Annotated in this window: 14 protein-coding genes; 4 read left to right on the top strand and 10 right to left on the bottom strand. The window is 47.8% G+C overall.

Translation table 11 applies throughout. The features are described from left to right. Positions 1–10: 10 nt before the first annotated feature. On the bottom strand, positions 11–328 hold the full coding sequence (locus LEPBO_RS0124310) for a hypothetical protein (protein ID WP_017290201.1): 318 nt from the start codon (positions 326–328) through the stop codon (positions 11–13). A gap of 206 nt (positions 329–534) precedes the next feature. On the opposite strand from LEPBO_RS0124310, the gene LEPBO_RS0124305 reads away from it, so the two are divergent. The 3 genes from LEPBO_RS0124305 (at position 535) to LEPBO_RS0124295 (ending at position 5,989) form a co-directional block, all read left to right on the top strand. After that, positions 535–1,830, top strand: coding sequence for an efflux RND transporter periplasmic adaptor subunit (locus LEPBO_RS0124305; RefSeq protein ID WP_017290200.1), 1,296 nt, complete (start codon positions 535–537; stop codon positions 1,828–1,830). Positions 1,831–1,835: 5 nt separating this feature from the next. Next, the gene (locus tag LEPBO_RS0124300) at positions 1,836–5,123 is read left to right on the top strand and encodes an efflux RND transporter permease subunit (RefSeq protein WP_239741219.1); all 3,288 of its coding nucleotides are present in this window, start codon (positions 1,836–1,838) and stop codon (positions 5,121–5,123) included. Positions 5,124–5,287: 164 nt separating this feature from the next. Then, positions 5,288–5,989, top strand: coding sequence for a response regulator transcription factor (locus tag LEPBO_RS0124295; protein WP_316428379.1), 702 nt, complete (start codon positions 5,288–5,290; stop codon positions 5,987–5,989). A 70-nt stretch (positions 5,990–6,059) separates the two neighbouring features. Here LEPBO_RS0124295 and LEPBO_RS0124290 read toward each other — a convergent pair whose 3' ends face one another. Next, complete coding sequence (locus LEPBO_RS0124290; protein ID WP_017290197.1) at positions 6,060–6,446, bottom strand: alr0857 family protein; 387 nt, start codon at positions 6,444–6,446, stop codon at positions 6,060–6,062. Positions 6,447–6,533: 87 nt separating this feature from the next. Beyond that, a complete protein-coding gene (locus LEPBO_RS0124285) occupies positions 6,534–6,797 on the bottom strand; it encodes a hypothetical protein (protein WP_144056264.1) in 264 nt (87 codons plus the stop codon). Positions 6,798–7,039: 242 nt separating this feature from the next. Between LEPBO_RS0124285 and LEPBO_RS38145 the strand changes: the two genes are divergently transcribed. Next, positions 7,040–8,176 (top strand): site-specific integrase, encoded by a 1,137-nt coding sequence (locus LEPBO_RS38145; RefSeq protein WP_017290195.1) that lies wholly within the window; start codon positions 7,040–7,042, stop codon positions 8,174–8,176. Here the strand turns inward: LEPBO_RS38145 and LEPBO_RS42455 are convergent. The 7 genes from LEPBO_RS42455 to LEPBO_RS0124245 all read right to left on the bottom strand — a co-directional run bounded on the left by LEPBO_RS42455 (position 8,134) and on the right by LEPBO_RS0124245 (position 12,415). Beyond that, positions 8,134–8,415 carry a hypothetical protein gene (locus LEPBO_RS42455; RefSeq protein ID WP_144056263.1) on the bottom strand — a complete coding sequence of 94 codons (282 nt, stop codon included), beginning with the start codon at positions 8,413–8,415 and terminating at the stop codon, positions 8,134–8,136. The genes LEPBO_RS38145 and LEPBO_RS42455 overlap by 43 nt on opposite strands. Positions 8,416–8,563: 148 nt before the next feature. Beyond that, entirely contained in the window at positions 8,564–8,953 is a 390-nt protein-coding gene (locus tag LEPBO_RS0124270) for a hypothetical protein (RefSeq protein ID WP_017290193.1), read from the bottom strand. Next, complete coding sequence (locus LEPBO_RS38140; RefSeq protein WP_144056262.1) at positions 8,950–9,396, bottom strand: hypothetical protein; 447 nt, start codon at positions 9,394–9,396, stop codon at positions 8,950–8,952. The genes LEPBO_RS0124270 and LEPBO_RS38140 overlap by 4 nt, the downstream gene beginning before the upstream one ends. Beyond that, the gene (locus LEPBO_RS0124260; protein ID WP_017290191.1) at positions 9,393–9,758 is read right to left on the bottom strand and encodes a hypothetical protein; all 366 of its coding nucleotides are present in this window, start codon (positions 9,756–9,758) and stop codon (positions 9,393–9,395) included. Before LEPBO_RS0124260 ends, LEPBO_RS38140 begins: the two co-directional genes overlap by 4 nt. Before the next feature lie 50 nt (positions 9,759–9,808). Then, entirely contained in the window at positions 9,809–10,000 is a 192-nt protein-coding gene (locus LEPBO_RS0124255) for a hypothetical protein (protein ID WP_017290190.1), read from the bottom strand. Further along, positions 9,993–10,457: a LexA family protein gene (locus LEPBO_RS0124250; protein WP_017290189.1), complete on the bottom strand. Its 465-nt coding sequence runs from the start codon at positions 10,455–10,457 to the stop codon at positions 9,993–9,995. The genes LEPBO_RS0124255 and LEPBO_RS0124250 overlap by 8 nt, the downstream gene beginning before the upstream one ends. Further along, positions 10,457–12,415, bottom strand: coding sequence for a hypothetical protein (locus LEPBO_RS0124245; RefSeq protein WP_017290188.1), 1,959 nt, complete (start codon positions 12,413–12,415; stop codon positions 10,457–10,459). The genes LEPBO_RS0124250 and LEPBO_RS0124245 overlap by 1 nt, the downstream gene beginning before the upstream one ends. Positions 12,416–12,430: the final 15 nt, after the last annotated feature.

Genomic DNA, 12,430 nt, shown 5'->3' with positions numbered 1-12,430 from the left:
TTTTGTTGGCTTACATCAGGGATTGCCCGGCTTGTGATAGAAGTTCGCCTAGCTGCTCGACCTTAACTGCGACATTCCCTGTTGCCTCAGATGCAGCTTCCGAAGTATCCTCGCCTAAATCACTCAGGATTTGAGCGATCGTAGACGTATCGCCCTCGGTTAACGCTTGTTTGAGATCCCCTAAGTCTTCTGCTAAGTCTGTGCCTTGAAGTTGCTGCTGCCAGCTTTCGATGACTGCGATCGCTTGCTCAACAGGGATCGCCGTTAAACCTTGCTGCAAGGCTGCGATCGTCGTATCAACATCGATTGTTCTCAGTGAATCAGCCATGGTTCTCTTCCTAAAATCAAATTGTTTTACAGGTTTTGCCCACACCTCCTCGATTCTTGCAATCCTCCTTTAGAATTCGTCACTCTTTTGGAAGAAAGCGAATTTGCGTACCCCCAAGGCGAGTCATCAAGTTCAGCCTTTAGAAAGATTTATTTAGGGTGTAAATCATTAAAAATTGTGAACATGCTTTTTTATCTTTCAGACCTATGAGACTTCCGCTCCCTGCTCGCCTGACTCTGAGCTATGTCGGACTTGCCGGAGTGCTAGCACTAAGTAGCTGCAACTTGATCCCACCTGGGGATGCTCAGCAGCAGCCAAATGTTCAACAAAATCGAGGCGGTGCAGTTGCAGTCGATGCTGCGATCGCCGAAGTTGGCACATTGAACTCTGAACAGACTTATACGGGAACGACTCGACCTGCGAGAGAAGTCTCTCTGCGCGCCCAAGCTGAAGGGCGAATTACAGATATTACAGTTGATGTTGGGGATGCCGTGCAGGCGGGACAAGTCATTGCCAGATTAGACGGCTCGATCGCGAACTCAGCCGTTGCCCAAGCAGAGGCAGAAGTTGCAGCCAGAGAGTCAGAGGTTGCGAGCTTACAAGTGGATGTTGAAGAGGCTCGAACTCAAGTGGAACGTGCGCGATTAGAGTTAGCACAAGCGCGATCGGATTATCAACGGCAAGCCCAACTCTTCCGACAAGGTGCAGTCTCAGAGCAGACGGCAGAAACAGCAAGAACTCGGGTTGGCACAGCCGAGCAAGCCTTGCGATCGGCAGAGAAACAGGTAGGGACTCGCCAGCAGGCAGTTGCGGCATCGGCGAGACGGATTACGGCTCAGCAAGCTGTGGTCGAGCAAGAGCGGGAGCGGCAATCTTACAGTGTATTAACTTCTCCGGTGACCGGATCTGTTTTGGCACGTCCGACTGAACCCGGAAATTTAGCGCAAGCCGGAGTCGAGGTCGTGAGATTGGGCGATTTTAGTCAAGTGAAAGTCGAAGTTCAGGTTTCGGAATTGGAACTCGCTCAGATTCGAGTGGGACAAGCAGCCCAGGTGCGATTAGATGCACTCCCAAATCAGACTTTGAATGGGAGAGTCACCCGCATTGCGCCTGCAACCCAGTCCCGCGCTCGATTGATTCCGGTTGAAGTCACGATTCCAAATACGACAGGGCAGATTAGCAGCGGATTGCTCGCGCGAGTGAATTTTCAGCAGCAGCAAGGTCAGAGAATTGTTGTGCCTGAAACTGCAACTCAGATTGGAACAAAACCGCAGCAGAATCGGCAAAATCAGTCTCAACCCAAGACTGCGACGATCTATGTTGTGACTCGATCGGGGGAACAAGCCAATGTAAGCCCTAGAGAGGTGCAACTGGGCGAGCGTGCAGATGGACAGGTTGAGGTTCTCTCTGGATTAAAGCCGGGTGAATCTTTTGTCGTTCGCAGTAGTGGCGAGTTGAAAGCAGGCGCACCAGTACGATTGAGCTTTTTATCACGAGAATAGAATTCATGTCCATGCAGCACCTTCCTCAACGTAGTAGTTTTAGTATTAGCGGTCTTTCAATTCGGCAACACATTGGCACATTGATGCTGACGTTGTGTGTTGTGGTCATTGGTGTGTTCTTTTTGAATTCGATTCAAGTTGATCTTTTACCCTCGATTACCTATCCCAGAATTGGTGTGCGAGTGAATGCTCCTGGCATTTCGCCTGATGTTGCAGTCGATGAAGTGACAAGACCTCTAGAGGAAGCGCTCTCAACAACAGAGGGTGTGGTTCAAATCTATTCTCAAACTCGTGAAGGGCAAGTGAGTTTGGATTTGTTTTTTCAGCCGGGAGGCAACATTGATCAGGCTTTAAATGATGCTACGGCTTCATTTAACCGGGCACGAGGGAACTTACCCGATACGATCGAAGAACCCAGGCTTTTCAAAGTCGATCCTTCTCAGCTTCCGGTTTATGAATTAGCACTGACTTCTGACTCAATTCAGTCTTCTCAGTTGCGGATTTTTGCGGATGAAGAACTAGCGCGAGAATTAGGAGTCGTACAGGGGGTTGCAGCCGTTGATGTCTCGGGGGGTGTCGAAGAAGAAGTACGCGTGATTGTTGATCTCAATCGGCTGCAAGCTTTAGGAATTGGATTAAATGATGTTTTAGATGAGTTAGAGCAGACGAATCGCGATATTTCAGGAGGACGGATTTTAGGTAATCGATCCGAGCCGTTGACTCGAACGATTGGTCGATTTGCCAATGCTCAAGAGATTCGCAATCTATCCTTTGAAGTCAATGATTCTCAGCCTGCTACAACTGACGCGCAAGCGACAACACAAGCTCCAGGCATATCCCAACGGGTTTATCTGAGAGACTTTGCAGAGATAATTGATGGAACGCAGCAGCAACGAGTTTTTACAGTGTTGAATGGCAAAGATGCTGTGAAAGTGAGTATCCAGAAACAACCGGATGCCAATACGATTCAAGTGGTCGAAGGTGTGAAAAAGAGAATTGAAGAATTACGGCAGTCAAATGTCATTCCTCAAGATGCTCAACTTTTACCAACTTTAGATGAATCTATTTTTATTCAAAATTCAATTTCCAATGTGACCAGTTCAGGCTTGATCGGGGCAGCATTAGCAGCCGTTGCAGTATTACTATTTCTTGGCTCATTGCGGCAGACCTTGATCATCGTGTTGTCGATTCCGCTGGCAACTTTGGCTGCAATTATCTTAATGCGATTGTTTGGATTATCCTTAAACGTTTTCAGCTTGGGCGGTCTAGCGCTTGGGGTGGGAATTGTCGTGGATAACTCGATCGTCATGTTAGAAACAATCTCTGATAATTTAGGAGCTGGTTTTGGCACGAGTTCTCGCAGTCATTTAGGGAAAGAAGAAATTATTGAGCAATCGATCGCAGGTGGGCAATCTGTCGAATCAGCTTTAGTTGCTTCAACGAGTACAAACTTGGTTGCGGTGTTACCGTTTCTGCTGATTGGTGGATTCATTGCGCTATTGTTCAATGAATTGATCTTGACGATTAGTTTCTCGGTTGCCGCATCGATTTTAGTTGCGGTTACAGTTGTCCCAATGGCAACTTCGCGGTTGCTAGCAATTCGTTACTCCAGCGGAGTTGGGCGATTTTGGCTGCTTCGAGAATTCAACCGAAGATTTGAAGCGGCAACTGCGGGATATGGGCGATTGCTCGATCGAGTCCTACGCAATCGCTTTTTAGTCATTGGATTTGCCTTTCTGATCTTTGGTGGCAGTAGTTTATTTGCAGTCAGCCGCATTCCCCAAGAGATCCTGCCTCGCATCAACACGGGACAAGCAAATATTTTTGCTCAATTTCCTCCTGGTACTCCGCTCGAAACGAGCCGCAGAGTCATGAAAGCAGTCGATGAACTGCTGCTCAATCAACCTGAGACGGAATACGTGTTTACGACAGTGGGAGGTTTTCTATTTGGAAGTAATACCAGTGAAAATCCACTCCGAGCTTCCAGTAACATTACGCTAAAGCAGAACACGAACGTTGAAAAGTTTGCAGAAAAGATGAACCAGGAGTTTCGCAAACTCAATTTGGTAGATATCTTGCTGCGAATTAGTCCTGGGCAAGTGCGGGGCTTGATTTTGAATAATTCTCCAGTTCGAGGTGCCGAAGTAGATGTCATTCTCCAAGGTGAGAACACTGAATTACTAGAACAAACAGGGCGACAGTTAGTTGGCAAGCTTTCTCAAGCAAAATTTGCCAGATATCGCCCGGATACCGATGAGCGTCAACCTGAAATCCAAATTCGCCGCGATCGCGAACGTGCCGCCGCTCTCGGACTCAATACACAGGATATCGGAGAAACAATTCAAACTGCGATCGAAGGAACAACTCCAACTCAAATCCAACGGGGGAATCGGCTTGTCGATGTTCGAGTCGAACTGAATGAAAACTTAATCGATCGACCTTCTAAAATTGGGCAGATTCCTCTGTTCACTGACAACAATGAATTAGTTCGACTCAGCGATGTAGCGCAGATCGAAAACGGACAAGCACCCGGACAAATTCAACGCATCAATCAGCGACAGGTATATCAAATCGCGGGGACTTTGAATGATGGGGCAAGCTTAGGGGAAGCTCTAAAAGAAGTTGACGAAATTCTGCAACAATTTCAGATGCCTGAAGGAATCAGTCGCTTGCCAAGTTCGGCTGCTGAAAGTAATCAACAGATTCAATCTGCTTTGCCGTTATTAGGCGGGTTAGCTGCTTTTCTGGTCTTTGTAGTCATGGCGGTTCAGTACAATTCGCTGATCGATCCGCTGGTGATTATGTTCACGATTCCGCTAGCGCTAGCAGGTGGGATTTTAGGATTGTTTGTTACGCAAACTGCGATCGGAGCAACGGTGATTGTTGGTGCAGTACTGCTAGTTGGGATTGTCGTGAATAATGCGATCGTCATGGTGGAACTTGCCAATCAAATTCGAGAGCGAGAAGGCATCGATCGACGATCAGCAATCCTGCGTGCTGCTCCTCAACGCTTAAGACCGATTCTGATGACGACGATTACAACAGTGTTAGGGATGTTTCCGTTAGCATTGGGACTCGGGCAAGGTGGAGAATTTCTACAACCATTAGGGATTGTCGTCTTTTCTGGATTGTCATTGGCGACACTTTTAACCTTGTTTATCATTCCGTGCTTCTATGTTCTGTTACATGATCTCATCGGTGGGTTTCCCCCCAAACTCAGAAAATTACGGCACTCTTCCAAATCGCGCGATCGCGTTCAACCGCTCATTCCAAAAACCTCTGAAGAAACCTAATAAATAGAAATTAATTTGGTTTTAAATCGCGCTTAACCTTGTAAAGCCATAAAGTTGCTTATTGTAAGAATTGGTTCAGTGCATCGTATCGTCTGATCGATTGCAGCAGAACCGATGTTACTTGGTTATTTATGCGATCGTCCGGCTCCGGATTCTCTTTCAGTTTGTCTCAAGCGCGTATTTTAGTCGTCGATGATGATGAAGCCATTCTTGAAGCTCTGACTCCTACTCTCACACAAGAAGGCTATGGGGTAGTAACGGCGAATAATGGGCTACAAGCCCTGGAATTGATGCGCGCTCCAAAAACTGAGGAATCAGCGATCGACCTACTCGTTTTAGATTTGATGCTCCCTGGAATCAGTGGACTAGATATCTGTCGAATGTTACGGCAGGAAGGCAACACGATTCCGATCCTGATTCTGAGCGCGAGAGGAAGCGAGACTGATATTGTCGTTGGCTTAGAGGTAGGGGCAGATGATTATCTGACCAAGCCTTTTGGCATTCGCGAATTAATTGCACGCTGTCGGGCATTGCTAAGACGACGATCGCATCTTCAACCTGAAGAACAGCCCACCTTGCAGCATGGGGAAATCACACTCTATTTGCAGGAGTATCGCGTCACGATCGAGGGGCGAGAAATTAATCTCTCTCCTAAAGAGTTTTCGTTGCTCGAACTGTTTATGAACAATCCGCGTCGTGTTTATTCTCGCGAACAACTCTTAGAACAGATCTGGGGAATGAGCTATCTGGGAGATTCTAAAACCGTCGATGTGCATATCCGATGGCTCCGAGAAAAAATAGAACTTGATCCAAGTTCACCTCGCTACATCATGACAGTGCGAGGATTTGGCTATCGATTTGGATGATTTTGCGCAGGAACTAGTGCGGAACGAGGAGAAAAGCCGTTTTCTCCTCGTTCTTTCACTCTCCATTTCGTCAAACTAATGGCGAAACCTGCAACTGAGTCGCTTCCCAAAGTTTGTAGACAAAGAACTCGATTCGATCGCCTAACGCAGTTACAAACATTCCAGAATGTGCGTCTGCTGTGTCTGCGATCCAGCTTCCTTGAACACTCACTTCCACAAACCCATCATCCACGGGCACGATCGACACCATTGCTGCCCGTTCCAAGCGCACCATTTTTTCTAACTCTGCAAATCCTGGTGCATGGACTGACAGCAAAAATGCCGCACGGCTCGGCTCAACATGCAGCGTTTGACCTAATCTCATCGCCAAAGTTACCCGTCCAGCTACTAAGGTTTCCAGAGAAATCGTCACCCGTTCCAAGTGCAATCCAAATTCGGTATAAGTGAGCTTTAACATGCGTTGCTCCATTTGAAATTGGCAAAAAATAAACCCCCGTCTCAGTCTCTTGAGCGGGGGTAATCAGAAAAGCTCTGATGTGCTAACTCATACTGGCGTTCGACTACAACGCCACCCGCTGTCGATTCGGTCTAGATTAAATTTCTCGTCGCTAATATAAATTTCAGCTCTGCGATCGCTCCGGAGAATCTCTGTCCCCAAGCCGCCGCTGATATTGCCTAAGATTTGTCCTAGCAAGGTCGCGACCGGATTCGCTCCTGACGGCTGTTGCATGACCACACCCAATTTGCCCCACAGCTGTGGGCACAGTTTGGAGACATGGCAGTGGCGCAACGAAGTAGGACGAATCATATTCCTCAATGAAAAATTTCCTTTTTACATACTACAAGCGTAATCGCGAAATTTCAAGTAAATCGCTGAAATTGTTACACTTCAAGCAATTTCGCGATTTTGTCCTGAAGGTCAAACAAGGTCAGGAATAACCAAAAATAGGCGTTCGCGCCCATTGCAAGTCAGCCGATTTGTCTATAAATTGTCTACGGAAAGGGGGAGCGCTGCCCTGCTACTCCCCCCTGATCGTCTATTAATTCCACATGATCAATCTAGCTGAATATCTCCAGAAAGCCAACGATCGTTTAAAAGCGTTTGGCGTGAAGCTCGTACTACAAGGGAAAGGCGACTGGCTGTATCTGCGTGGCACATTTCCACCCAAACCAGGCGAGAACCGCAAGCCCTATTCGACGAAAATCGCCCTGAAAATGCGGGCGATCGATAAAGCGGCAATTGATGCGGCAGAGAAAGTTGCGCTTCAAGTTGGGTTGGATCTGAACCTGGGGCAATTCGACTGGCGCAAGTTCTCAGACTTTGACGATCCGGATTCGCCAGCAACAAAAAAGATCGGCGATTGGGTTGAGGCATTTGAAAAAGAATGGTGGCTCACGCGCGATCGCAAAAATCAATCGAACCAATCAACGTGGCTTTCTGGCTATCAGCGCGTTTTGAAAGGATTGCCGAAAGATGTGGAACTCACGGAAGATTTATTGGTGCAGTACATCGCCGCGAATTCTTCCCCACACACGGTCAATCGTCGGCATTATGTGACCTGCTGTAAATTGCTGGCAGAGACAGCGGGCATATCGAGCGCTCGTATCAAAGCACTCACCCCGAAGATCGGAATTAAGCCAGTGAACCCGCGAGACATTCCCGACGATAAGACGATCTCGCAGGTGAGGGAGTCAATTAAAGATCCGGGCTGGCAATATTTATACGGATTGATTGCGGTCTATGGGCTTCGCAATCATGAAGTGTTTTATCCCGATTTGCGAGAGTTTCCAATCCTGCGAACTCGCAAAACCTCGAAGACTGGGGAACGTCCGGTGAAGCCACTTTATCCAGAGTGGGCGGAAGCGTGGAAGCTTGGCGAAGTGATCTATCCGAAGCAGGTTCGGATTACCGCTGAGAGCAGCAATCGCCAGATGGGGGTCTGTGTAACGGCATGGTTTCAGAACAATATGCCGTTTAATGCTTACAACCTTCGCCATGCTTACGCGGGGAGATGCGATCGCTGTGGAGTTCCACCCAAGACGGCGGCGAAAATGATGGGGCACACCTTGCAGGTGCATGAGCTGGTCTACGGGGCGTGGTTGGATGAGGCGATTTATTTGGATGTCTTCGATCGAGCGGTGAATCATCCCGATCGACCGCTGCCGCCGGAAACAACCCAGTCTTGAATTGCGGGTAGGTAGAACTTGAGTCGCTTCCGAACATAGAGATAGTGAGTCCCTTCAGTCCAGTCACTTTTTATCAATCGCCTCAATGATTTCACGCTGAAGCCGCCGCTGAATTGATCAGTAAGTAATTTAGAAGTTTCTTCTAAATCATGGAGCTTGGCATCCGGCGGAATTGCCTCGACTGGCTTTACGACTTTGAGCGGGGTGACGGGTTTTAGGACACTGTATGTTCTAGGCATGGCTAAGGTAATGATAGAGAAGCTCGATCGATATTTTCATGCTAATTCCTCGCCCTGATATTTTCGTTAAGCGGCTTGTACTCGTGATTCACCACAACATCTTCGAGGATCTTTTTCAACTGAGCTAGGCTCGCATCACTTTGTTTTGTCATATAGATTGCTCACAAATCTTTTTGCCATTAGTCTTGCTTTTGTTAGCTGTCCCAAAAGCATCTGCTTCAGCTTGGTGACGTAACCAATTTAGGATCGCGGTCGGATTCGCCTCGGTAATCGAGAATATTTTCTCGATACATGGTCCATCCTCTTTGTTATCAAACCAAACCTTACAGCTTCCGTTTGGCTGAGCAACTAAGAAAATGTAGATTTTCTCGTTTTCGTCATCACGGCGATCGTAGTAATACTTCGGGACAAAAGCAGCGGAATCCTCTTTTGTGCTGAAGCCTAAATCGATAGTTTCATTGATGTGAAAGTGCAAGCCTTCCTCATTAATTAGAAATAGGTCGCACTTTTGCAGCCAAAGCTCTAGTAATTTATTCACGATGCGGCTACCCTCGCTTTCAACCACTCCTCAAGCAGTTCTTTTCTCAGTGCCTCAAACCACCTTTGATACTCAGGCATTCGAGTCCCAGACATTAGCCATGACACCTCATCCGAACGCAGCTCTCTCGGCTTCAGAGATCCGCGACTCTGATACTCGATCGTCGGATAATCTTCAGGCAAAAATATGCCATGCGGGACTTCTACCGCCTGTCCAAAATGCATTCGCAATCGAATATCAATTCGCTCTAAATTTGGCAGGTTGATCCAAAAGTGCGGCAGTGTTGTTTTGGGTCGGCTTGATATTTGATTGCAAATGCCGTACCCAATTTCATGCTCGATTCTGCGAGAAGTGAGCAAATCGCTAACCAGCAAGCTCGCGCCGTCACACTCAGCTTTAGTGAGATCAATGCGAAGTAAGTAAGGTTGAAGCCAGTCCATCATGTCGATCGCACCTCCGACTCTTGAATCAGTTGAAAGCGGTAAAACATTGTTCCACCCACAGGGTCGTGAGTATCGCCTAAAACCTCACCAAATTCATCCACAGTGCGAAACCAAATTTCACCAGAGCAAGCATAGATAACTAAGGAACTCATGATGTGAGTTTGAGCAAGTGTCCCGTCTGCTTCGTAGAAGATATCGATCGCGTAATCTTCTTCTGTGCTTTTGGCGCGACAGTACGTATAGGGTTGAGGGTTGCCGAATACGAAGCGGCGCTCTGGAACAAATTTCGCGATCGCTAAAACCATCGCAATCTTGCCTTTGTGGTGGCGATAAATTTGTCCTGATTTGATTTCGTGGGTCATGTTTAAAAAACTCGATTTTATCGACACGTTCGCGGAATATGTTTATGCGCTCAACATGTTCCACAAATGGTTATCACTGCCCTAACTCCTTCATCGATCGCACTACGCAACTTCTGAAGCTGAGCAAGTGCTAGTTCTTCGGTAGGCTGAGGTTCAATCCCTCGGATCACTTGCCCGTGAGAGTGCCGAACGATGAAACCTTTGGAGGTACGCTGAAGATGTGCCCAGGATGGTTTATTCATCTGACAAACTCAACTCAACCTGTTCGATCGAGTAGTACTCTCTTTCATCAAGCGCAAAACTTTGCGCCTCATCTTGACTGTTGAACAATGTCGCCTGCCCTGGCTCGTCAGTGCGAAGCTCACGCTCGGAGTAGTAACCCGATGTAAAGCGGATTCGATACTTGAGTACAACGGCTTGAAACTGAATCTGCTTCGATAGATTAAAGGTTCGCGCCTTACCGTCCTGCCAATCCAAAGCGCCCATAGAGCGCAATCTAAGTGCCATATCATGAACAGGAGCAAGCGAAGTGTATCCAAGCATCGTCATCATTTCTCGGACGCTCGGTGGGTGGCGATGGATAGCGCTAAACTGCGCGATGAGCAGGAGCATTCGAGCTTGCTTGTCAGTCAATCGCCTGCCGGGAAAGACAGCGCGAAACGCGATCGCGGGTGCAGTGGGTAAAGTAGCTGTAAGCATTAGAAAATATCCTCTAGGTTTGACTGCGCTGGTTGCTCGCCTTTCAGTCTTTTAAGCTCAGTCTCTTGCTCACGCAACTTGTCGAGCAGTGGGCGAACGGGGTAGTCTGAGCGAAATAAATCGGGATTGTTCCACCAATAGGAGGAAACAAAGGTGTTGCGGGATTCACGAACCTTTTCGATCGAGGTTTCGAGCAGTGCAATTACTCCTCTGAATCGAGCATTCTTCTCAGCATGAGATCCACCATTTGCGGCAGATTCAACGACTAGAGCCAGGGCGCGAAGATAGCTAATGACATCCGATTGGAAGTTTTGGAACTCCGACAATTGCTGGTTGTGCCGCTGCTCGTAGGAGTTGAGAACAGATATTGCGCGATCGACAAGCGTGTTTCCAGAAGGTTGACGGAGGGATAACACTTTCTCGCTAGCAGTTAGATGCTCAGCAAATCGATTCCAAGTCTGAAGCCGACAGATTTGCTCAATGCTTACTCCTTCTTCGGCGTGAGGAACACGGTAGATCCCAGTCTCACCAATAAGCGCTTCATAAACACCCAACTTGCGGATCGTGTATTGCCGCAGAACCTTCTCGACAATTGAGACAACTTGCTCAAATCGAGCGTCTTTCATCCAGTCCGCATTTTGCTGCGTTCCCCACTGCGCGATCGCGTCTGCAAGACTTTCCTCTTCCGGATCTTCCGAGATTCGCCCTTCAGCAATCGCAGTGAGCAAAAGCTTTACATGATCTTCCGCTGCGTTGATGTCGGCGTGTTCCCACCCTACGTCTTTTGCCCACTGCGCGATCGCACTTTTCAAGCTTGGCTCGGTTGCATCTGTTAGTGGAGTGTCAAAGCTTAGCTCACCGATGCTTTCGACATCCATATCCCGAATCTTTTTAAGAAGCTGGATTACTGATTTCTCAGCGGCGGCAACTAGGTCGTCGCTCCAAGATTCTTCGTATGTGTTGTGCGCCCAAACATTGATTGCGTATTCCAGTAGATTTTCATCTTCTGAAATCAGAATATTGATTGTGTCGGCGGTTGCGTCTGGATTGCCTGCAATTTCTACTAGCAACTCCTGAGTTAAAGTCGCGGCAATATCAATGCGGTCAGAATCCCAATGCTGAGCGCAATCACCTGCCCACTGCGCGATCGCATTTCTTAGGGATACTTGACGAGCAATTGCATCATCGATCGCATCCGTCGAGGGAACTGCGAAGGCAGTACGGGGAACTTTAAGTTTCTCGCAAAAGGTCTTAGCAAATTTCTTCCAGTCTCTGAGATGCTCGATTTTCTCGATTGCGTTCTGCAGAACTTCATCCTCTTGCCCGTTAACGCTGACCCCCAGTTTCTCAAGCATCTGCTTAATCATGTTGCGGCAGAATTCAAGTGCATTAAGCTGGCGAGTAATCAGTTCTCGAAATCGGTCAGGCGTGACCGCTTCCCCCGGCGAAAGCCTGGGAAGTAGATTAATCCGTTCTAGTATTACCTCTGCGGTTACTCGCCAGCTTGAATCACTCATTCCGTAGGATCTTAGCCAGCTCTCAACCGAAGCATAACCAAAAAGCTTTCCCTGATCGTGCGCGATATTAACTCGTTTCTCTTGCAATTCCTCTGGGCCTTGATTTGAATATTCCAGATCCTTGGCGAGGCGCTGATTGATTTCAGTTTTACGATCGCTGATAAACTTCAATAAATCTTGCTGTGCCCCTGACGGCTCTAGGCATCGCTTAATTTCGGGCTTGTAGTCAATGTAGTCGAGGTTAGGATCGCACACAGTCTCGACGAGCGTTGAGCAGCCATGAATCACTCTGCGCCAACCTTTGATTTCGGAAAAGCGATCGCGAAGTGTTGCGAGTACAACCGCACCGGGATCTTCAGACTCATCTTCAAGCCATTCCATGAAATTACTTAAAGCTTCGATATCCCGCGTTGTTGGTTTCCCCTGTCTGATTTCTGTCATAACTAAATAACTCCA

It is taken from the genome of Leptolyngbya boryana PCC 6306 (assembly GCF_000353285.1).
In the GTDB taxonomy this organism is placed as follows: domain Bacteria; phylum Cyanobacteriota; class Cyanobacteriia; order Leptolyngbyales; family Leptolyngbyaceae; genus Leptolyngbya; species Leptolyngbya boryana.
Note: the sequence above shows the minus strand (reverse complement) of the source record. Positions and strands in the feature narration are given on the sequence as shown.